The organism is Apibacter adventoris (assembly GCF_002964975.1).
Taxonomy (GTDB): domain Bacteria; phylum Bacteroidota; class Bacteroidia; order Flavobacteriales; family Weeksellaceae; genus Apibacter; species Apibacter adventoris.
Window position 1 is genome coordinate 76,828 of record NZ_PSZM01000037.1, and the last position, 22,831, is coordinate 99,658.

A 22,831-nucleotide genomic window follows, 5' to 3' on the forward strand; every position below is an offset into this window, starting at 1 on the left:
TTAAAGACATATCTATAAGAGAATGAATATTAAATAAATATTATTTAGTTAAAGACTTTCTTCTCATTTTCATTGAGAAAAGTTAAAACAAGGATAGATTTTTATTTTATTACCTTTGCTCTATCTAAACTTATAGAATGATCAGTAAAGAAGAATTTTTATTAAAGGCCTATAAATTAGGCATAATTAAATTTGGAAATTTCACTTTAAAAAGTGGTATACAATCGCCTTTTTATGTTGATTTAAGACCTATTGCTTCAGACCCTGAGTTATTGAAAGAATTATCTCAACAACTTTTAAACCTTTTAAAAAAATCTTGTTATGACTTGATTTGTGGTGTGCCTTATGCCGCTTTACCTATGGCTACTGCTATGTCATTAGATTCAGGTACACCCCTAATTATAAAAAGAAAGGAAAGTAAGGGATATGGTACAAAAAAAATGCTGGAAGGTATTTTTAAATCAGGACAGACATGTGTTTTAGTAGAAGATGTAATTACCAGTGGAAAAAGCCTAATAGAAACAATTGAGGAGGTAGAAAAAGAAGGATTAAGAATTAAAGATATAGTTGTTGTTTTAGATCGTGAGCAAGGAGGGGTCTCTTTATTAAAAGAAAAAGGATATAATGTTTATAATCTATTTACAATAGAGGAAGTGGTGGATTTGCTATATAAAAATAACTTATTATCACAAGAAGAATTACAAAATATAAAAAATTTTTTAAAAAGTACCCCTATAGTTACAGCTCAAGTAAAATCTTCAAGATTGACTTATGAAGAAAAGGCTGCTTTACAATCTCATCCTGCTGCAAAAAAAATTTTAGAAATAGCAATAAAGAAAAAATCAAATCTTATAGCTTCTTTAGATGTTTCTACAACTCAGGAAGTTTTACAATTGGCAGAAACAATTGGAGATACTATTGTAGCAGTAAAACTTCATACAGATATTATCAAAGATTTTTCTGAAGAGTATGTGATAAAATTAAAATCTATAGCCAATAAAAAAAATTTCTTACTCTTTGAAGACAGAAAATTTGGTGATATAGGGAATACTCAACAAATGCAATTTGAAGGAGGATTATATAAAATATCAGATTGGGCAGATTTAATTACTTCTCACGTTATAGCAGGAGAGGATAGTTTAAAAATTTTTGACAGCAAGGTAGGTATAATTACCATTGCAGAAATGTCTTCTAGTGCTACTCTTACAGATGAAAATTATAAAAAAAGAGCAATAGAAATTTCTGAGAATATTTCTAATGTAATAGGATGTGTAGCTCAATCAAAACTTCCATCCTCTTTATTATTATTTACTCCCGGAGTTAATTTGAATTCCATTAAAGACAAAAAAGGACAGAATTTTAACACTCCTGAAAAAGTTTTTGATAAAAACCATACAGATTTTATTATTGTAGGAAGAGGTATTTATAAGTCTACTGATCCAAAAAAAGAAGCACTTAAATATCAAAAATCAGGTTGGGAAGCATATTTAAAAAATATATCAATTTAATTGAGCGAGAAAATTATTATAGGAATAGATCCGGGAACTCAAGTTATGGGGTTTGGAATTATCAGCATAGTTAATAGGAAAATAAAACTGCTATGTATTGATGAATTAATTCTGAAAAAAATTGATTCACATGCACTGAAACTCAAAAAGATTTTTGAAAAAACACTTTCACTTATAGATGAATATAAACCAGATGAGTTAGCTATAGAAGAACCATTTTATGGAAAAAACGTGCAATCAATGCTTAAATTAGGAAGAGCTCAAGGTGTAGCTATGGCAGCAGGTTTATTAAGAGAAATACCTATTACCGAATATTTGCCAAAAAAAGTTAAAATGTCAATCACAGGTAATGGTAATGCCTCAAAAGAACAGGTATCGGGAATGCTTAAAACTTTATTAAATTTAAAAGAATTTCCTACTCGTTATTTAGATGCTTCCGACGGATTAGCTTTAGCTGTTTGTCATTATTTAAATAGTAAAAATAATCTTTCTTCACAAACTGCATCAAATTCTTACTCAGGGTGGAATGCTTTTGTTAAAAATAACCCAAACAGAATAAAATAGATTTTCTTTATAAAAGGTTTTTTTGTTATAATGAAAATGTTTTTAACTAAATATTTACTTGAAACTCAGTTATGGGTTTCTGGAATGATTACTTGTTTGAGTTTATTTTTTGGTATTTTATTTAGTTCTGTTGACCATTACAGACTTGAAATAGTTTTCTTTTCCACTTTAGCAGGATATAACTATATGCATTTTCATAAGTATTGGCTAAAATATTCAAAAAAAATACTAAATCTTATAATCTTTATTTCCAGCCTATTAATTTTATTTTTTTTGATATTTTTAGAAAATGATATTTCACTTATAGTAAAATTATTATTTTTAAGCATATGGGTAGTTCTTTATAACTCATATTTTATTTTTTTAAAAATAAGAAATATCTCCCTATTTAAAATTATTCTTATTGCTACAATCTGGTCTTGCGTTATTTTTTATATAGGGAATAATATAATTCCTTCTTATTCATTATTTATAAGTGTTTTATTATATATTATTGGAATTACAATTCCTTTTGATATAGTTGATGCTAATAGAGATACAATACAAACTATTCCTAAAATGGTAGGTGTGAATTTTAGTAAATTTATTTCAATTTTGTGTTTTAATATTTCTTTTTTACTGTTTTATAATAATTTTTCACAAAAGCCAGATTATAGTATAGCATGGGGTATAACAAATTTATTTGCAGCTTTATTGGTACTATTTATACCTCAAAAAAACTCTTATTTTTATACTAGATTTTGGATAGAATTATCTTCTTCTATACCAATTATTATCTATTATTTTATATAAAAATAAGGGTAGCTTTAGCTACCCTTACACACTCATAAAGTTGTAATGAGTTCTAACGGAATCTATCTACAGATTTTATAAGTTTTTCGTCCTTATTGATGTACTTATTTGCCATGGCAAGCAGAATAATCAGCAAAACCGGAACAATTAACTCAACCCCTTTCTTAGGGGACAAATCCCCTCCAGGAGTTATTAGTAGATAATAAACCATAAAACCAATTAACAATAAGTTGATAATTATATTTAAATAATTAATATTCTTTTGTGCAGATCTATTTTTAAAACAAAAAATAGAAATAAAAGCTAGTATTGCTACTACTAATAAAAGTATCATATCAATTCTTTCATTAGGAATAAAATCGGTTATTAATCCGCAAATTATGCCAATAATACCAGTCAATGTAAGATATAAACTTTGTATTCTTTGAATCAAAACTTTTTTTTAAAAAGCAAAAGTAAAAAAAATTAGTGTTTTAATAAAATATTTTGTAATATTGCCCAATTAAATCTACTGTGATTAGGATATTATTTTATATAGTTCTACTTTTTTTAAAATCTCTATAAAAAATATTTAAAATCAAATTATTAAAATTATTTACGGACATAAATTATGCTTGAAGAACAGAAGCTTAAATCAATGAGAGTTGCTGAATTGCAAGTCATTGCTGATCAATTAAAAATTAAAAGTTCGGGGTTAAAAAAATCAGAGTTAATAGATGCCATATTATCCGGTCAAATTAAAAATAAAGATAAAAAGGAATTAGAAGAAGTTCCTGAAAAAGCAGAAACTTTAATTGTTGCAAAACAACCTAGAAAAAGAATACCTTCAAATAGTCAAAGAAACACACTGTTTTCACAAGGAAAAAAAGATTCTGAATCCATAAAAGATGAAGATAACTTTGAGATAGATATGGTTGACGATACAGCTAAAGAGGGTTTTGTATACAGAAAGCCCCAGGTGATTCTACAAAAAAGTGCAGATAGTACACATTTTCAAAAACCCCGAGAGGATAAAAAAAATAATTTTGAAGACAGTGATGAAAAAGGGAATTTTCAAAAACTAAGAGACAATAATTTTAAAAATAATTACAAACAGGGAAATGTAAATAAATACAAATCGTCTGATTATGAATTTGAAGGTATTATAATTACTGAGGGAGTGCTAGAAATAACCCAGGAAGGTTATGGATTTTTGCGATCTTCAGATTTTAATTATCTTTCTTCCCCGGATGATGTATATGTTTCTCTTTCTCAAATAAAACTTTTCGGATTAAAAACAGGAGATACTGTTACCGGAGAAGTTCGACCTCCTAAAGAAGGAGAAAAGTTTTTTCCTTTAGTTAAAATTAAAGAAATTAACGGTAGGGAGCCCTCTTTTGTTAGAGATAGAGTTTCTTTTGAACATTTAACTCCTTTATTTCCGGAAGAAAAATTTAAGTTAGCAGGAACAGGAGCAACTCTTTCAACAAGAGTAGTAGATTTATTTTCTCCAATAGGAAAAGGTCAGAGAGGAATGATCGTAGCCCAACCTAAAACAGGGAAAACACTTTTATTAAAAGACATAGCAAATGTAATTTCTATAAATCATCCGGAAGTTTATATGATTGTTTTATTAATTGATGAACGCCCGGAAGAAGTAACCGATATGCAAAGAAGTGTAAAAGGAGAAGTAATAGCTTCAACTTTTGATGAATCTGCCGAAAAACATGTGAAAGTTGCCAATATAGTATTATCAAAAGCACAGCGAATGGTAGAATGCGGACATGATGTGGTCATATTGTTAGATTCTATTACTCGATTAGCGCGAGCATACAATACTGTTTCTCCAGCATCAGGAAAAGTTCTTTCTGGAGGAGTAGATGCCAATGCACTACATAAACCGAAACGTTTTTTTGGAGCAGCAAGAAATATAGAAGGAGGAGGATCATTAACCATTATAGCAACTGCTTTAATTGATACAGGATCTAAAATGGATGAAGTGATATTTGAAGAATTTAAAGGTACAGGAAATATGGAACTACAATTAGATAGGAAAATTGCTAATAAACGTATTTATCCTGCTATTGATCTTGTTTCTTCTTCCACCCGTAGAGATGATTTACTATTAGATGCAGTAACCCAACAAAGAATGTGGATACTTAGAAACCATTTAGCTGATATGAATCCGTTGGAAGCTATGGAATTTTTGAAAGGCAGACTTGACAGGACTATTTCAAATGAAGAATTTCTTCTTACTATGAATAAATAGGGATTGAATTTAATCAACATAAATCTATTTTTTTAATAAAAAAGCTAATCGATAACAATTAGCTTTTTTTATTTTTTGATGTTGAAAAAGAAGTGGGTTATTTCATATATCTGGAACGACTTCTCATATTTGGATTAATCATATTACTTCGTGAAACATTTACTTTTTTCATTTGCTCTTTCATCATCTTTATTTGATCTCCCAACATATTAGAAGTATCTAATTTTTTTGCTTCATTTAACAATCGTTCCGCTTCATTTTTATTCCCTCTCATCATAGTACCAGAAGCTATAGTTAAGGTAGCAAGAGCACGGTCATGTTTAAAACTTAATCCGTAGTCTAATGCAGTTCTCATATAAGATTCGGCTTTAGATGGATTATCCTGTGCTTCAGTAATTCCCATAAGATAATTATAATACCCCATTTGCTTTCTTACTAATTGAGATTTAGGATTTGTAATTTTATTTAACCATTTTCGAGCCTCTGAAAGGTTTTGTTTTCTTAATTTCCAAAATGCTAACAAGATGTATTCATTTCTGAAAAATAAAAGGATAGGAATTAATGATAAAATTACAATTAAAATTCCTAAACCAATTTGACGATTAAACATGAAATAAATTCCGGCAGCAATAATTAATGCAGCAATAATAAGTTTTATATATTTATTATTCATTATATAGACAAGTTTTGGCAAAGGTAAGAAATATAGAATGAAATGAAGAACATATTATTTTTTCAAATGATACTAATATAAGCTGCCATCATATCTAAAAGCAATTTTATAAATCCTGTATTTTTAGTATAATAATAATTTTGGTTGTAAGCTAGAGTATCTTTACTATTAAATCGGATAATGGTAGTAAAATTATTATTTTTCAATTTCGAAAAACATAAATCGAACCCAAGTAAATCTTTAAAATTAGAATAGTTATAAATATTGAGTTTAGAGATAGGATAACAACTATCAGCCCCTTTATTTTTTAAAAAGTAAATAGGAGTGTTTTATATATCTCTAATCAAATTTATCTAAATGGTCTAAAAAATAATATTGATTGGTTTTTTAAATAAAGTATATTTTGTTATTTGTTGAGAATTAAAAATTTTATAAATAAAATTAGTGTCTTTATGGTAATCTATTTTTATTTTCTGGGGTTTATAAAGAAATGATGATTGGATATTAAGGTTATTTTCTAGGTATAAAGTGTTCTTTTCTTTGCTTGAATGACATGAAATTACTAAAAATAGCAAAGTATATAACAAAAAAATATTTCTAAAAAAGAACATATATTTATTTTGAATAACCAAATTTTTTTAAATCTTGCTCATTCGATCTCCAGTCTTTTTTTACTTTAACAAAAAGATTTAAATAAATTTTTTTATTGAAAAAATTTTCTAAATCTATACGTGCTTGAGTTCCTACTTTTTTAATTTTTTCTCCTTTATGACCTATAATTATTCCTTTTTGAGTGTTCCTTTCTACATAAATAATTGATTCTATACGGATTATGTTTTCTTCATCTTTAAAAGATTCTGTTACCACTTCAACAGAATAAGGGATTTCCTTTTGATAATTAAGTAATATTTTTTCTCTTATAGTTTCATTTACAAAAAAACGTTCAGAAAGTGTTGTAAATAATTCCTTATCATAATACGCAGGAGCCTCAGGTAACAATTCTTTTATCTTAGGGAGAATAAGTTCAGTATTAAGTTTGTAAAGAGCAGAAATAGGTAGTATTTCTGCTTTAGGTAAAAGGGAATGCCAAAAATCTACTCCTTTAGTAATGGAATGGGTTTCTTGGGATTTATCTATTTTATTAATCAGAACTAAAACAGGAATTTTAACTGCATTTAATTTTTTTATTAAATATTCAGACAAGTATTTTTCTTCACCAAATTCTGTAATATAAATAATGATATCTGCATCTTGAAAAGCTTCTTTAACGAAATCATTCATTTTTGAATGTAATTCATAAATTGGTTTCATAATGATACCCGGAGTATCTGAAAAAACAATTTGTGTATCTTCATCACTCCAAATTCCAAAAATTCTATGTCGAGTAGTTTGGGCTTTTGAGGTTACAATAGATAATTTTTCACCCATCAACTCATTCATTAAAGTTGATTTACCTACGTTAGGTTTTCCTACTAAATTGACGAAACCGGATTTATGAGCCATAAATTAAATAGTAATGATTAATGGTTATTTAGAACGATATTTTTTATTCAGAGCTTGTAATATTGCCCAGGTTTCAGCATCTACTATACCATCGGCTTTTTCTGGTCTGAAATGCCATTGAAAAGCACGTACAATATCTTTTGTATTTTTATCCCATTCGCCGGTGTTGTCTATTTTATAACCGTATTTTTGTAATCCTTTTTGAAATTCAAGAGCTGAATTATAAGGATAGGTATCATAAATAAATTTTTCTAAGAAAAGTTCTTTGTCGGCATCATTATACCAAGCCCCAATATTATATTGAGTATATAAAGTTTTCCACGGGAATAAAGGCCCTGGATCTTGTTTTCTTAAAGGAGCAATATCTGAATGGCCTACTACATAGGTAGGATCTATATCATAACGGCTGATAATATTTTGAGCCAAGGCTGCTATTTTTTTGATTTGGAAATCATAGTACGGTTGAAATATCAAAGAATCTCCAACTTTTACATAGCCTTTATTTACTATTTCAATGCCTATGGAAGTATCGTTCAGATTTTCTCTTCCATTCCAGGCGCTATAACCGGCATGATAGGAACGTTTATCTTCACTTACCAATAATTGTATTGTATCATTAGGAGTATCAGGAATTAAGTAATGTGCACTCACATTCTTTTTAGTTAGTATTTTTATAGAGGTAGGATAGTCAGATACTGTATAATGAAGTACTAAGAATTTAATTCTATCATCATAAGCCTGGGAAGGAAAGTATTCCTTGGAAATCACATAATTAGGTAATTTAGCTTCAGTAATTACATGGTATTTAGGGTTTATATCGGTTACATACACTGTGTCATGTATAACTTTAGTCTGAACCATAATTTTTTTAGATGATCCACAACTGGTCAAAAATATACAGATAAGAGATAAAAATAATATGTGTTTCATATACTGGAATTAACCGTACAAAGGTATAAAACGAATAAACAAAAATAAGTTAAAAAATTTATAAAAATACTTGCATAAATAAAAACTTACTGCTACTTTTGCACTCCAATTTGTCAACAATAGTAACAAATTAGGAGAGTTGCCGGAGTGGTTAACGGAGCAGTTTGCTAAACTGTCGACGGGAAACCGTCGCGTGGGTTCGAATCCCACACTCTCCGCAGCGTGAAGTTAAATCTAGATCATTAAGAAATTTACGGGGTGTAGCGCAGGTGGTAGCGCATCTGGTTTGGGACCAGAGGGTCGCAGGTTCGAGTCCTGTCACCCCGACTTAATAGAATCCGAAAGGAGGGTCGCGTAGCTCAGCTGGATAGAGCATCTGCCTTCTAAGCAGACGGTCAAAGGTTCGAATCCTTTCGCGATCACAATCTTTAAGAGTAACTCACTCGAAAAAATATTATAAAACCTCTGTAAATAATATTTATAGAGGTTTTTTTATTTATAAAGGCAAAATACAATTCGTCACTTTTAGTCAAAAATCACTAAATTTATTCCCCCTATAGCGTCCCCCTTTGTTATCTAACTATAAATTGTAGAAAACCTATTGATTAGGGTTATTTACTATTAATTATTATTTCCCTTGTTTTTTTAAAGTTTGATAATTTAGGTTAATGTTCATTTAATCAATGAATTGATTTGATGTTTGCTGTCAAAATTCGCATTTAGCTAATGATAATTATGTCTTGGAGCTATTATATAATAGATGTAACCAATAAAATGGGATTAATATGGTAAACAAATTTAATTTTTCTGTATTTGCAATTATCCGTACAGATAAGATGAAACAAAATTGAAAATGCCCAATGTAATTACAAATTACATTAAATGGAAATCGTCTAAAACTTCCTTTAAGTATTTCTGAAGGGGTTAATAATAGGGATGGAGTAAAAAAGAGATTTAAAGGGAAAGGGTATCTTAGTTTAAATAATAGGCTGGATAGAGAGGAACAAAATGTAAAGGGTTTTATTAATTAGTTTATTTTAGGAGGAAAGCCTATAATTCTGGATAAAATTAAGACTTATTTTAGGAAAGAAAACTCTAAAGATTTTTATACTTTTTTTGAGAATACATTTTGCCCTAGAAAATTTTCTGATATTACTGAAGGGACTCAGTACCATTATAGGCTTTTGGGTAAAATACTGAAAGAAATCAGACCTAATTTACATTTATATGACATTGATTTAAATTTTATTCAGAAATTTGACTGCTACCTAAAAGAGAAAAGGGAAACAGGAATCGGGGGAGTTTGGAATAAATATAAAAATCTGAAGACCGTAATTATTTTTGCAAAAAAATTAAAATTTATTGATTCTAATCCTTATGACGATTTAAAGTATGTAAATCCTAAAAATAAGACCCATTTTCTTACTCAACAGCAAGTAGAAAGAATTAAAAATCTGGAATTAAATGATAGTTTAGGATTAACAAGAGATAAATTTTTACTTGCTTGTTATACTGGTCTAAGGTTTTCTGATGTAAATAGAATAACGAGAAAAAATTGGGGTAGTAGAATGCTTTCTGTTGAAATGCAAAAAACTAAAGAAATAGTTAACATTCCCTTATCTAAAAACTCTCTTAAAATAACCTTGAAATACCAAAGATTTAAAAAGAAAGATGAACCAATTTTTAGAAATGTATCTAACCAAAATGTAAATAAAATGTTGAAAGAAATAGCTGAGATGGCAGAGGTAGACCCGAAATTATCTTTTCATTGGTCTCGTCATACCTTCGGCTCTTTATTAGGGCAGCATAATGTAAATGCTTTTCTGATTATGAAGTTAATGGGGCATAAGAATGTCAATCAATCTTTGATTTATGTAAATTCTAATAAAGCCATGATGAAGGATATTATAAAAAGTATTGTCAACAAGGGGTGATTTGTAAGGAAAGAAAAAATCTAGTCCATAAGTTGTTTTGTCATGTTTTTCTTTATGGCAATTAAACTCAATATTTCGAGGAGCTTCTCCCCATCCGATTAATTTGAGAAAATTATCTACTGTTTTTTCCCAAATTCTCCAATAATTTTGGATTTTCCCCCATTTTTTCTATAGATTAGAATTAGTTTACATTAATCAAAGATAAAAAACAAAAAATATAATTTCTTAATTTATATAAGTTTTTTATATTATGAAATGGGGAATTGACTTAATCCTATTCTAAATAATATTTTTAAGTGGTTTTATGGACTTATTTTACGTTTAAGTAGAAAAATTAATCAGGCTGATACTAGAGGTATATTAAACCGATTTTTTTAAGATTAATAAGATATATTTTTTCGGAATACCTGTAAAAATAAATGAGGCAAGTAATTTAAAATTTAAGCTAAATACTATACTAATGTGAATTATTCTTTGTTATCTTCTGGAATTTCAATTTTAGTTTGAATTATTTTTTGGAAAATATTAAAAAATTTTTTTCGTTCTATTTCTAAAAAATCTAAGAAGATGGACATAACTCCTTTTAGAGGGGGGGCGATTTGGTTAGGGCTGATAAAAATCTTATTATAGCCTAAATTCTCAAATTCTTTTGACCAATTAAAGAGATTTTTAGTATTTTCATTTTTGCTAAAAAATTCTTTTAAAATGTTTGTTGGGAATTTATCTAAAGTTTTCAAAAAGGTATTGGCAGATTTATTTCCAGATATTTGAACAACCATGGACATAATTTTATCAACACCATCTTGTCCTAAATTTCCAAATTTTAATCCATCAGATAATTTTTTTTCTCGCTCATTTATATCTAGAAATGCAATATCTTTAATAATAAAATCAATAATAATTAATGTGTGAGATAGAATTAAATAAATCATTCTTGTAGCATCTTCTCTTTTTTGAATATCAGTAATAGCTTTTTCAAAAAAATATTTTAAAAAAATTAAAGAAGAATTAAATCCTGAAAAATCTTGTTCTGATAATAATTTGGATTTAGATGATTCATAGATATATCTCCAATCTTTATTATTAAAGGTTTTGTAACTTTTATGTTTAGATAAGTTTATAGTAAGCTCTTCTTCAGTCAGTCGGTTAGGGAATTTATTTGCTCTCAGTTTAGATAAAAAAGAACCATCTAATACTATAGTATTATGTAATTGTGCAAATGAGTGTATGATGGGCCTTTGATCTGTTGTGGCAACAATGCACGCGTCAAAATTTAATAATTTCATTAATCCATTAACCCATAAAATTCTTTCAAATGCTTGAGGTGATTTTTTATTTTTAATATCTACATTGATGCGTTGTCTGCTTAGACTTGAAGAACGTCCGTATAAAAATAAATCTATATCTGTAATATCACAACCAGCATATTTATATTTTATACCACGAACAACATAATAACCAGAATTAAGAAAATAATTTCGTAATAATTCTTCCATCAATTCTCCTTTTGATATTTTTTGTTGATTTTCCATTAACTTCTAAATGTTCTTAATAGCTCAGCTACTGATTTTTTAGACTGTACATTTTGTTTTTTTCGATTAAAAATTCTTTTTTGTTCTGGCCCAACATAGTTTGTAACACTTCCAGAATGAATATTAGTCATAACTGTTTGTTCTGAAGTATCACCAAATTCTAATACCTGCATTGCTAAAGTACCAACATCTTTCTTAAGAAGACGCATATAGTACATTGAACTATTAGGTGTTGATATTAGTTGGATAACACGTTTGAGTTCAAGTAATTTATAATCTTCTCCAATTGCTGTTGCTGGCCCTACGTCATATCCATTTACTAATTTTTGTAAAAGAGATTTCAGCATAGTAATTTTTCCTCTCCCACGGGTGCTAAAATTCATTCCATAATAAAGCGAAGATACAAATGCTTTTGCTAAATCCAAAGCATCTTCTTCAAATGGATCTCCATATTTTGAAAATGCAGATGGCTTTGTGATAAATGTTTTTATTTCATGGGAATTACTAACTTCATTAAAATCATACATACCAATTGAGTGTAATTTTGAAAGTAAATTCTCTCCCAGAATTGAATTTGCTGTTTCTAATGATATACACCCTTTTGCTGTTAATGTTTGATCAAGTTCAGTTATTTTATTTATTTCTTCATTTTTTAAAGATGATAAAATAGCATTAGTTTTATTTATCCCGTCCCTACGAAATAAATTTCCATTAAAATAAAATTTTGAATCATTATCTAAAATTTCATAATCAATAAAGCCTATTTCTTCGGCTTGTGAAAATAAATCATTTGTTTCAGATTCATTTAATTTATAAATATCAGAAATATATTCATTAAGTATTTTTTCCTCTTTAGGTAAATCTGATATATTATCTGCTAATTCTACTGCGGCACACTGAAAATTGGAGGGATTATTATTGTTAAAGATGTCTGTAGTATGATTTAAAACAGATGAGGTTGTAATTCCTAATACAGAGATTGAGCCATTATTTCCACAATCTATGAGTTTAGCTTCTTCTAAAGTATTTTTAATAGTTTCAATTTCAGTTTTTTTTATATCTGAAACTTTGGCAATAGCGCTAACTTTATCTGAATTTAGCTCGCTTTGTTTATCAGAGGCAGCTAAATTAGAGAGAAAAATACCACATTTTCCGGCAAGTTCTATATCTTCAAAATCTTGAGAATTTCTTATTTCGGATAATTTTTTTGTATGATTAATAAGCCATGCACCCTCTGTTCTTTTTTCCATAGTTTATAATATAGGTTCGTATACAAATATAATTAAATATTAGTAATTAAAATAAAATTAAATTTTTTTATTTAATTGTTTTAAAAAAAGAATTTAGTTTTAAAATAATCCCCTATACGTACCCCTATCCAAATTTAAAATTTGTTATATGTTGGAATGTTAGATATTTACGGTCAAAGGTTCGAATCCTTTCGCGATCACAAGATTGAGAATATTCCAACTCAGGAAAAAATAAGAAAAACCTCTGTAATTAACTTTACAGAGGTTTTTTATGTTATATTTGTAGGGATAACAAACTTCAGTTCTTTTACCATGATCAAGAAAATCGATATACAAAAGTTTGGATTGTTTTTTGACTATAGTTGGAATTCTGAAATTGGTAGCGACCCGGACAAACATTCTTTCAAAAAAGTAAACATAATCTATGGTAGAAATTACTCTGGAAAAACTACACTGTCTAGGATATTTAGATGTGTAGAAAAAGAGGAAATTCATAAAGATTATCCAGATGCTAAATTTACGATTTCAACAGATGATGATGGGACTATTATCAATGAATCTAATCTTACTTATTCAAAAAATATCAGAGTATATAATACTGATTTTGTAAAAGATAATTTAAGCTGGCTTCACAATGAAGAGGGTGAAATTTTGCCTTTTACTTTACTCGGCGGAGATAATACTTTTATTGAAGGCAAAATCAAAGATATCGATAATCAATTAGGAGTGAATGATGAAGAAACTAACTCTTATAAGAAAGGCTCCTTGTATTCTGATAAAAATCGTAAAAAAATCGAAAAAGAGAATGATGATAAGAAAGCCAAGTCACTTGCTGATGATTTAACCCAGAGGCTTACTGAAAAGGCAAATTATGATATAAAGATAAATCCTTTATTTGCAAGACAAGTAGACTTTTACAATATAACTAAAATAAAAAAAGATATTCAGGATATTATTAATAACAACCTGACTTCTACTTTAACGGAAAAGGAAGTAGATAAACAGAAAGACATTATTAACGAGGTAAGAAAAAATCCTATTTCAATAGTTCCTTCAATTAGTTTGAATTTTCTTGACTATGTAGTAGCCTCAAAAAAATTACTTTCTAAAAAGATTACTCTTACAAATACATTGGCAGAGCTCATAGAAAATGATTTACTCCAAGACTGGGTTGATAAGGGAAGGGATTTACATAAAGATAGAGAAACTTGTGGCTTTTGTGGTAGTCCAATTACTTTACAACGACGTAAGAAAATAGATGAGCATTTTAGTAAGGAATCAGAAGAGCTGAAAGAATGTATTAAGAATACATTAAATCAATTAAATTCATTCCGCTCTGAAATTAATAATTATCTAACTGCAAATAATGTAAAAAGCGATGGATTTTACACCGTATTATTAGCTGAGTTTACTACAATTGAGAAAAAATGGAATAAAGCAATCGAAACTCAAAATAGTCAAATAGATATTTTAGAGAAAAAACTCGAAGAACGCTTGCAAAATATATTTATACCTCTGACTGAAATAGATTTTTCTGAAATAGAAGAAAAACCTGTTGATCTTAATTCCATAATAAATGAGCTAAATGTTTTAATTGGAAAAAATGAAGATAAAAGCAAATCAATAGAAGAAGATAAAAATATTGCGCGAAAATCATTACGCTATAATGCCATAATAAAATTCTTAAATGATATAAAATATACATCTTTGGTTAAAGCAATTGATGAAGCTAAAATAAAAGCGGAAGTTTCAAGTGAAAACTATGAGAAGATCAAAATAACCATCTCCAAATTAGAAGCTGAAAAGGCAAATTTGGAGAAAGAGTTAAAAGATGAGAGTAAAGCTGCTGAAAAAATAAATAAACACCTTACTGATTTCTTTGGAGTTGACGGATTAAAATTAGAACCATCCGAACAACAAATAGATGAAGAAGTGAAAACTCGTTTTGTTGTTAAACGGAGCAATCAAGAGGCAAAAAATTTAAGTGAAGGAGAGTGTAGCCTTATTGCATTTTGTTATTTTATGGCTAAAATTGAAGATGAACTAAAAGATATTAAAGCAAAAGATAATCTTATCGTATATATTGATGATCCAATATCTAGTCTTGATAATAATCATATATTCTTCATGTTCGGATTAATTGAATCTATTATAACTAAAACTAAAAATTATAATCAACTTTTTATCTCTACTCATAATCTTGAATTTTTAAGATATCTAAAAAGATTAACAGTACCATTCGATAAAATAATGAAAGGAGATGGGAAAGAGACATCCCAGAAAAGTTGGAATCATTATTTAATATATAAAAATAAGAATGATTCTATATCTCAAAGTCATATGAGATATATGCCTAAATATCTAAGTACATATACTACAGAATATAATTTTCTATTTGGACAAATATATAAAATGGCATTGCCTGATGAGAATAAAATTAATTTATATGAGAATGAATATAGCCTCCTATATAATTTACCCAATAATATGAGGAAATTTCTTGAATGTTTTTTATTTTATAAATATCCTGATACACATAATCCGTTAAATGATTATTTATCAAAATTATTTGATGGTGCAATCCATCCAAGAGTGAACAGAATAATAAATGAATATTCTCATTTAACATGGGGAGAGAGAGGTACAATACCTGAAGATATTGCTGAAGCAGAAGAAACTGCCCAATTGATTTTGAGAGCTGTAAAAAGTAAAGATTTTGAGCATTTTAAAGCTTTGTGTAAAAGTATAAAAGTTGATCATAATATAGAATTATGAAACTTCTCCACACTGCAGATTGGAATATAGACTTCTTCGGTTATGATCAAAAAGAAGAGCATATTTTCTTTTTAGATTGGTTAGAAAAGATGATCAAAGAACAACGAGTAGATATATTTGATGGTCCGAACCCTTCAGCTGAATTACAAAAGATATATTATCGTTTTTTGAGGGAAGTTACAACGGAAAATTCCAATCTACAGATTGTTATTATTGCAGGCAATCATGATTCTGCCGGACGACTAGAAGCCCCAAACCCTCTATTAGAAGAGATGAATGTCCATATAAGAGGAGTTGTGCGAAAAAATAAGGATGGAGAAATTGATAATCGCCAACTCTTTATTCCTTTGTCCAAAGATAGAAAAATAGAGGCTTGGTGTATTGCCATTCCTTATCTTCGTCAGGGAGATTATCCCAATGCCGAAAGTTATGCCAAAGGAGTTTCTGCTCTTTATGACCAACTTCACTCAGAATTACAACAGATAAAAGGAAAAGATTTGCCTATTATCGTCATGGGATATTTACAAGCCACAGGCTCGGAAGTTTATAAAAACGACCGTTCAGAACAAACTATTATCAACGGATTGGAATGTATATCGCCCGAAGTTTTCGATAAATCAGATATTGTTTACACAGCCTTGGGACATTTGTATAAAGCTCAACGAGTTTCAGGGTATGAAAATGTACGTTACGCAGGAAGTCCTCTACCCATGTCTTTCTCAGAGAAATATTATAAGCAAGGAGCCTATTTGATGAAGATAGAGCATAATCAGTTGAAAGATATAAAACGCTTAGACTTTGAAACCCTCGCTCTATTAAATAAGTCTGCATATGTAAGAAGTAATTTAAAAATAAGCAATAAATTATTAATGAAATATAAAACTAGATTGGAAACATGAATATATCTAGATTATACACTTTTGAAGAAGAATTACAAATATAAATTGGGCTTACTGTCCATAAATTTAAATTTTCACAAAAATTGAAACAACAAGATATACTAAAATTCTGGAGGAATGTTGAAATATTCGATCTCCCAGATTTAAATAAAGATGCTTATCTTCTCAAAGAAGGAGATTTCTTGCCATGGCTTAAGACAGATAAGCCTATAAATAAAAATTATAAATGGCGTTATACTCTATTTTTTGGTAAGATTGGAAAGAAAATAATTGTTGACCACCTCAATAGTTTATTGAAAAGTGATAGCCCAAATGATTGGGAAGAACTTGTTAGCGGTTTTACTTGTTTATTTGCATTGATTTTAGATGAGAAAGGTTGTCCTCAACAAAATGATTATGTTACGGCTAGTTACACATTCGGAATTGGTGCATTAGAGCAAAATATAAGTCTCTCGTCTGTTAGTGATGCTCTGAAAAAATCGCAAACAGATTTTCCAGACAGATATAACTTCAGACTCGTTGAGATTAATGGAAAACAGATTCTTCAAGGAGAAACAGTCTTATGGGAACACCTCAACAAAGAAATTGAGTATTTAAAAGATATCAACAAATGGTGGGATCAAAGTATCGGTATTTATCTTTTAGAGGAAAGTGTTCCAAAAGATAGCGAAGCTAATACTGGCTTTCTGAATAGTTTTTATTTAAATGATTTAGACTATCTTTCATCTATCAAAAAGAATGAATTAGGAACGGCTCTTCAATTATATTTAGAACAAGCACCTTCAATTGGTAAAAGAAAAGATCTAATACAAAATAAAGAGCTACTCTTTGAGAGCTTTAGTCCAGATTCTATGACTTGCGGAAGGTGGCCTTCAAATATTGAATACGGTCTTTATTCAGCACAAGTGGGAGCTGTAAATTCAATTTTTTCTAATCTAAAAGATGCTGAAGGTATACAAGGAGTGAATGGTCCCCCGGGAACAGGAAAAACAACCCTATTGAAAGATATTATTGCCGAAATTATTGTTGAGAGAGCAAAGGTTATCTCTGATTTAGGTTGTGATAATTTATTCGAGAGAGGCTTTAAGAAAATTGAAAAGGAATCAGGTTATAACTATTATACTTACAATCTAAAGCAATCTCTAAAAAATAATTTCGGTATAGTTGTAGCTAGCAATAATAATGCTGCAGTTGAAAATATAAGCAAAGAACTACCTCAAAAAGAGAATATTGACACAAAAACTTTTACTGATATTGATTATTTCTCTATCTGTTCACAATCATTGATAAAAAAAGATAGCTGGGGAGTTGTCGCAGCAGCTTTGGGAAATATGAAAAACAGAGAGATGTTTAGAAAAGCTTTCTGGCAATCGGGGAAAACAGCAGAACAAAATGGATTTAATGGATTTCAAAATTTGTTATACGATATTTATAAAGATCCTGATAGTGATGAAACATCTATATATAAGGACTCTTTTATCAAACATAATGAGTTATTTAAGAATTTACTAAAAAAGTTTGAGGATTTTAAAGAGCAAGCATCTTTATTTCATAGATTGCTTCCAGATTATATTAAGAACAGGCAAAAAGAAATACAACTTACACGTAAACTCACAATAATTGATGAAAATTTATCTAATCTATCGTATGAGCAAACAAAGCTTATAGGGAAAGAAAATCAGGTAAGACAAGATGCAGATAGAATTCAAATTCTACTGAATGCACATTTGCAAAGAAAACCAACACTCTTCTTTATTCAAAAACTATTTTCCACAAAAAGTTATAAACAGTGGAGTTCTGGAACAAAAGAGATTATTAATAGATTACGATCATTAGATGTATCATTAGATAATGCAAGGAAAGCACTCTCACTCAATAGAGATAATTCAAAAGAATTGTCAACGAAGAAAGAGATTATAAAAAAAGACTTATTTAAACTGAATGCATTTTTTGTAGATTATAAAAAATTACAAGATATTCTAAATAAAGGGTATGGAATAGATATAAATAACATATTTGATATTGATTTTTGGAAAAAAGATTTAGATAAAATACATCTTTCGAACCCGTATCATTCTCCTCAAGTAGCAAAACTAAGAAGTGATATATTTATTACAGCACTCCAATTACATCATGATGCTATTCTTGTAAATGCTAAAAATATAAAGAATAACTTGAACGCATTTTTTGAAATGCTTTCCGGCTGGGTAACAGTTGAAAAGAAGATAGCTCAAAACTTATGGGATACATTTTTTTTATGTGTCCCTGTTGTGTCTACGACATTGGCATCGGCAAGTAGATTATTCCCCAATATTGCTAAAAACCAGATTGGGTGGTTGCTGATTGATGAGGCAGGACAAGCTACACCTCAATCAGTTGCTGGATTGATGCATCGCTCAAAAAGATGTGTGATTGTTGGAGACCCATTGCAAGTGGAACCTGTTGTTTCAATGCCAGAAAAATTAGTAACTAGATTGAGAAAAGAATGTAATGTAGAATTAGTTTGGTCTCCTTGTAAAGTTTCAGTACAGCAGCTAGCAGATAGGATTTCTTTATTTGGCACCTATATGCAAATCGGAGATTCGGAAGAGAAGATATGGACCGGTTTTCCTCTTCGCACACATAGAAGATGTGATGACCCTATGTTTTCAATTGCAAATCAGATTGCATATAATAATCAAATGGTGAAAGCTATTAATAAAAACTCAGATGAAGAATTTATTGGTGCATCCACTTGGTTTCATGTTGAATGTACATCCACACCTTATAATAAACATGTTATTCTTGAAGAAATAGAATTTCTTAAAACTAGAATCAGAGAGTTGAAGAGAACTGGCTATAGAGGTAATATTTATGTTATTTCACCTTTTAAATCTGTTTCTAGTTATTGTACGAGTGAATTTAAAAATCAAAAAAACATCTCTTGCGGAACAATACATAAATTTCAAGGTAAAGAAGCTGATATTGTCTTTCTTGTGCTAGGAAGTAACCCGTCTTCTTCTGGAGCTAGAAATTGGGCTTCTCAAAAACCTAATATGTTGAATGTTGCCTTAACAAGAGCAAAGAAACGTTTTTATGTTATAGGAAATAAGAAGTTATGGGCTTCATGTAATTATTTCAATACTATGGCTAGGGTTCTTAATTAAAGGTATAGATGCAGTTTATTTTCATATTGACGAAATATGATTTTTTAAACAATTTTTATATTTGTAAATTAATGTAAAAATGTAAAACTAAATCGTTACTATTTGAATTAGCTTTTTATTAATAAACGGTTAATAATTATTAATTTATAATACAAGATTGTTTACAAATATTCAGAAACCTACTTACAAATAAACTCTTTACTAGTTTTATTTTTTAAGAGAGTTTACAATATTTTTGTTTATTAGACAATATTAAGATAAGAATAATTTTTGTATTAACCTATTAATTAGATTGCTTATTTACTAAGGGATCATTAAAGTTTAAATATTCATTATTTATAATACTATAGATAATAAAATTTCCATTTTTATCTTTTTTCAAAAGAAAATCTATGTTTTTCTCTTTTTCATTTTTTTCATCAAAAAGAAAAAAGCTAACTCTATATTCATTTTGATTTTTTAAAGGTTTCACTTTTAAAGTTTTTTTAATTATTTCACCAGAATAATCTTGACCTTGAATGAAAGGATCATAATCTAAAATATAATTATCCTCTTCACTTAAACTATCAATTCTCTTTAATAAACGTTCGGAAACAAATTTTCTTTGTAAATCTTCCATAGAAGAATTAGAAATTGTATCATTACCATAAACTTTGAAATAAAATTCTTTTAAGGTTTTAATTCCTTGTATTGTATCTCCATAAAAAATTTTTGTGTTTACATTTATATCCTTACTATAAATCTTTTTTGATTCTCCTATACAATTTATAAAAATGAAAATTGTTAAAACTAAAATGAAATAAATTTTTTTCATATGATAAAGTATATTTTTATTTTAAAAAATATAAAAAAACCTTTAAAAATTTTTAAAGGTTTTTTTATAATAAATAATACAAATTTTTAATTTACTTGTTTATTTATATTTTCTAAACTTTCATGCATATCATTTTTATCAGAATTCTCATATTGAATATCTTCCTTAAAAGCTAGCATAGGTAAAAAAACGAAAGGTAATAAGATAATTCCTAATGTAAAAAATCTGTTTCTATTAAACTTGTTACATACTTCCATCCATAAAGCAACAACAGCAAATATTCCTATACAAGGAATATAACTTAATAAGGACCACCATCCGGGTTTACCGCCAATTTCCGCTAAAACCCAAATATTGTAAAAAGGAATTATTGCCTTCCAACCCGGAACCCCAGCTTTTTCGTAAATTTTCCATGTTGAAACTAAGTTTACTAAAATAATAACTAAAAGAACCAACCAAAATATAAAATTTTTCATAGTTTATAAATTTTTTATTCGCTTGCAAAAATAATTTTTTCTATTTTATTAATATTTTTAAATTAATATTTATTAATGTTAAAAATTTATGTTTTTATTATTGAAATAATTTAAAATATATTTTTTAATTAAATTAATTAATAAATTTATATATCAATATGAAAAATAATATGAGTAAACTTTTTATAAAAATATTTTATAATTTATGTTTATGTATTAAGTTAAGAAAATATAATATGATAATATTTATAACAAATTGATTATTATATTATTTATAATGTGAATAAATATCATAAATTGAAGTTTATTTATTTTATTTTATTTCAAAGTTCAGAATTTTAAACTTATAAATTTTTTTTTTACGATAAATTCTAAATATTGCCTAAATTATCATTTGGATAAATTTATTGCTATCTATGTATAATATAACTTAAAATACGTATAATATTTATGTTAAATGATCTTTAATTATAATTATAAAAAATTATGCACATAATAAATTAAACAAAAATACTCATTGAGTTATAAGAACGTATATTATTTGTTTATGTACATATACTTTGGGTTTATATGAAGTTTATTTAATAATATTAATCTTTAGAAATAAAAGAACTGAGAAATACAATTCCAATTCCAAAAATTGAAATGATAGCATAAGCAATACGTAAAGTAAATTTTTCAGCAATAAATCCAATACAGGGAGGCCCTAAAAAGAAACCTATAAAACCAATGCTGGTTACAATAGTAAGAGCCTTTCCGGTAGCTATGGTTTTCGATTTACCAGCTAAGGTATAAACCAAAGGTACAATTGCTGAAATACCTAATCCTACAATCATAAAGGAGATAATAGTCATAATAAAATTAGGATAAAACACAGTGATGGATAGACCTAAAAAGATTAATACACCACTGATCTTTAAGGTTTTATTGGGGCCAAATCTACGAACGGTTAAATCTGAAATAAATCGTCCGACAGACATGGTGGACATATAAGCTGTTAACCCATACCCAATATATTCTTTTTGGGGCTTTACAATACTCTTCATATATTCACTGGACCAGTCGGTCATAGACCCTTCACTAATCATAGCAAATAAAGCTAAAATGCCTAATACAATTAAAGTTTTATCAGGGAACTGAAATTCATTTTTAGTTTTCTCTTCGTTTTTTTCAGGATAATAATCTATAGGGACTAAAAATTTAAACAAGGCTAAACTTATAATAATTCCGATTGAAGAATAAATAATGAAATGTGGAAGAGGAGGAGTAGAGTTACTAATCATAAAAGCTCCCAGCCAGGAAGCAATAAACCCTCCGATGCTCCAAAATCCATGAAATGATCCTGTAATTTGTCCTTTATATGCACGAGAAACATTAACAGCTTGAGTATTTATAGCAATATTAGTAAGATTCCCCATTGCTCCAAAAGCAATAAGATTGAGTTTTAGTTGCCATAAAGTATCCCAAAAACCGATTCCAATAAGAAATAATAAATATAGGATTATAAAAATAAGTGTAGATTTTTTACTTCCCAATTTATAAATAAGATTTCCCGCAAAAGGGAGCGTTATTAACGTCCCGATCGAGAGGTATAGTAAAACCAAACCCCAATCAGAATCAGAAACCTGTAGTTTTGATTTTATTGTAGGAATTCGTGAGGCCCAAGAAGCAAATCCACCACCGAAAAAAAAGAATAAAATGGTGACTGCAATTCTGGGTAAATGATTTTTTATGAAATACATAGATTGCAATTGATGAACAAAAGTATAATTATTATCTCAAAATTA

17 protein-coding genes and 3 tRNA genes are annotated in these 22,831 nt (G+C 28.3%); 11 read left to right on the top strand and 9 right to left on the bottom strand.

Features of this window, described 5'->3' with window-relative positions; translation table 11 throughout:
- Positions 1-137 precede the first annotated feature (137 nt).
- Genes pyrF through C4S77_RS06550 form a run of 3 tightly spaced genes read left to right on the top strand, consistent with a single transcriptional unit; the run spans position 138 to position 2,864 of the window.
- Positions 138-1,508, top strand: coding sequence for an orotidine-5'-phosphate decarboxylase (gene pyrF / locus C4S77_RS06540; RefSeq protein WP_105246882.1), 1,371 nt, complete (start codon positions 138-140; stop codon positions 1,506-1,508).
- Positions 1,509-2,072 carry a crossover junction endodeoxyribonuclease RuvC gene (gene ruvC / locus C4S77_RS06545; protein ID WP_260209538.1) on the top strand — a complete coding sequence of 188 codons (564 nt, stop codon included), beginning with the start codon at positions 1,509-1,511 and terminating at the stop codon, positions 2,070-2,072. It abuts the gene before it with no gap.
- Between the two features lie 30 nt (positions 2,073-2,102).
- Complete coding sequence (locus C4S77_RS06550; RefSeq protein WP_105246883.1) at positions 2,103-2,864, top strand: hypothetical protein; 762 nt, start codon at positions 2,103-2,105, stop codon at positions 2,862-2,864.
- A gap of 52 nt (positions 2,865-2,916) precedes the next feature.
- Here C4S77_RS06550 and C4S77_RS06555 read toward each other — a convergent pair whose 3' ends face one another.
- Positions 2,917-3,297: a DUF4293 family protein gene (locus tag C4S77_RS06555; RefSeq protein ID WP_105194628.1), complete on the bottom strand. Its 381-nt coding sequence runs from the start codon at positions 3,295-3,297 to the stop codon at positions 2,917-2,919.
- A 177-nt stretch (positions 3,298-3,474) separates the two neighbouring features.
- Between C4S77_RS06555 and rho the strand changes: the two genes are divergently transcribed.
- The gene (gene rho / locus C4S77_RS06560; protein WP_105246884.1) at positions 3,475-5,112 is read left to right on the top strand and encodes a transcription termination factor Rho; all 1,638 of its coding nucleotides are present in this window, start codon (positions 3,475-3,477) and stop codon (positions 5,110-5,112) included.
- Positions 5,113-5,209: 97 nt separating this feature from the next.
- Here rho and C4S77_RS06565 read toward each other — a convergent pair whose 3' ends face one another.
- The 3 genes from C4S77_RS06565 to C4S77_RS06580 all read right to left on the bottom strand — a co-directional run bounded on the left by C4S77_RS06565 (position 5,210) and on the right by C4S77_RS06580 (position 8,149).
- Positions 5,210-5,785 (bottom strand): hypothetical protein, encoded by a 576-nt coding sequence (locus C4S77_RS06565; protein ID WP_105246885.1) that lies wholly within the window; start codon positions 5,783-5,785, stop codon positions 5,210-5,212.
- A 615-nt stretch (positions 5,786-6,400) separates the two neighbouring features.
- Positions 6,401-7,288, bottom strand: a complete 888-nt coding sequence (era, locus tag C4S77_RS06575) for a GTPase Era (protein WP_105246887.1) — start codon at positions 7,286-7,288, stop codon at positions 6,401-6,403.
- Positions 7,289-7,312: 24 nt separating this feature from the next.
- The gene (locus C4S77_RS06580; RefSeq protein ID WP_221405020.1) at positions 7,313-8,149 is read right to left on the bottom strand and encodes an N-acetylmuramoyl-L-alanine amidase; all 837 of its coding nucleotides are present in this window, start codon (positions 8,147-8,149) and stop codon (positions 7,313-7,315) included.
- 202 nt (positions 8,150-8,351) lie between these two features.
- On the opposite strand from C4S77_RS06580, the gene C4S77_RS06585 reads away from it, so the two are divergent.
- The 4 genes from C4S77_RS06585 (at position 8,352) to C4S77_RS06600 (ending at position 10,152) form a co-directional block, all read left to right on the top strand.
- A tRNA-Ser gene (locus tag C4S77_RS06585) sits at positions 8,352-8,436 on the top strand.
- 36 nt (positions 8,437-8,472) lie between these two features.
- Positions 8,473-8,545 (top strand) — tRNA-Pro (locus tag C4S77_RS06590).
- Positions 8,546-8,566: 21 nt separating this feature from the next.
- Positions 8,567-8,640 (top strand) — tRNA-Arg (locus C4S77_RS06595).
- A gap of 645 nt (positions 8,641-9,285) precedes the next feature.
- Positions 9,286-10,152, top strand: coding sequence for a tyrosine-type recombinase/integrase (locus tag C4S77_RS06600; RefSeq protein WP_260209549.1), 867 nt, complete (start codon positions 9,286-9,288; stop codon positions 10,150-10,152).
- Positions 10,153-10,619: 467 nt separating this feature from the next.
- On the opposite strand, the gene C4S77_RS06605 is transcribed toward C4S77_RS06600, so the two are convergent.
- Together C4S77_RS06605 and C4S77_RS06610 are read right to left on the bottom strand one after the other, a co-directional pair.
- Positions 10,620-11,684, bottom strand: coding sequence for a hypothetical protein (locus C4S77_RS06605; protein ID WP_105246889.1), 1,065 nt, complete (start codon positions 11,682-11,684; stop codon positions 10,620-10,622).
- Positions 11,684-12,934, bottom strand: a complete 1,251-nt coding sequence (locus C4S77_RS06610) for a hypothetical protein (RefSeq protein WP_105246890.1) — start codon at positions 12,932-12,934, stop codon at positions 11,684-11,686. Before C4S77_RS06610 ends, C4S77_RS06605 begins: the two co-directional genes overlap by 1 nt.
- 156 nt (positions 12,935-13,090) lie before the next feature.
- Between C4S77_RS06610 and C4S77_RS06615 the strand changes: the two genes are divergently transcribed.
- The 3 genes from C4S77_RS06615 to C4S77_RS06625 all read left to right on the top strand — a co-directional run bounded on the left by C4S77_RS06615 (position 13,091) and on the right by C4S77_RS06625 (position 19,754).
- Entirely contained in the window at positions 13,091-15,709 is a 2,619-nt protein-coding gene (locus C4S77_RS06615) for an AAA family ATPase (protein ID WP_221405099.1), read from the top strand.
- Positions 15,706-16,608, top strand: coding sequence for a metallophosphoesterase family protein (locus C4S77_RS06620; protein ID WP_105246891.1), 903 nt, complete (start codon positions 15,706-15,708; stop codon positions 16,606-16,608). Before C4S77_RS06615 ends, C4S77_RS06620 begins: the two co-directional genes overlap by 4 nt.
- Before the next feature lie 182 nt (positions 16,609-16,790).
- Positions 16,791-19,754, top strand: coding sequence for a DEAD/DEAH box helicase (locus tag C4S77_RS06625; protein WP_260209542.1), 2,964 nt, complete (start codon positions 16,791-16,793; stop codon positions 19,752-19,754).
- Between the two features lie 283 nt (positions 19,755-20,037).
- Here the strand turns inward: C4S77_RS06625 and C4S77_RS06630 are convergent, their stop codons facing one another.
- The 3 genes from C4S77_RS06630 to C4S77_RS06640 form a co-directional block, all read right to left on the bottom strand.
- Positions 20,038-20,568 carry a DUF3828 domain-containing protein gene (locus C4S77_RS06630; RefSeq protein ID WP_105246893.1) on the bottom strand — a complete coding sequence of 177 codons (531 nt, stop codon included), beginning with the start codon at positions 20,566-20,568 and terminating at the stop codon, positions 20,038-20,040.
- 86 nt (positions 20,569-20,654) lie between these two features.
- On the bottom strand, positions 20,655-21,044 hold the full coding sequence (locus C4S77_RS06635) for a DUF5684 domain-containing protein (protein WP_105194640.1): 390 nt from the start codon (positions 21,042-21,044) through the stop codon (positions 20,655-20,657).
- A 590-nt stretch (positions 21,045-21,634) separates the two neighbouring features.
- Positions 21,635-22,786, bottom strand: coding sequence for an MFS transporter (locus C4S77_RS06640; RefSeq protein ID WP_260209546.1), 1,152 nt, complete (start codon positions 22,784-22,786; stop codon positions 21,635-21,637).
- Positions 22,787-22,831: the final 45 nt, after the last annotated feature.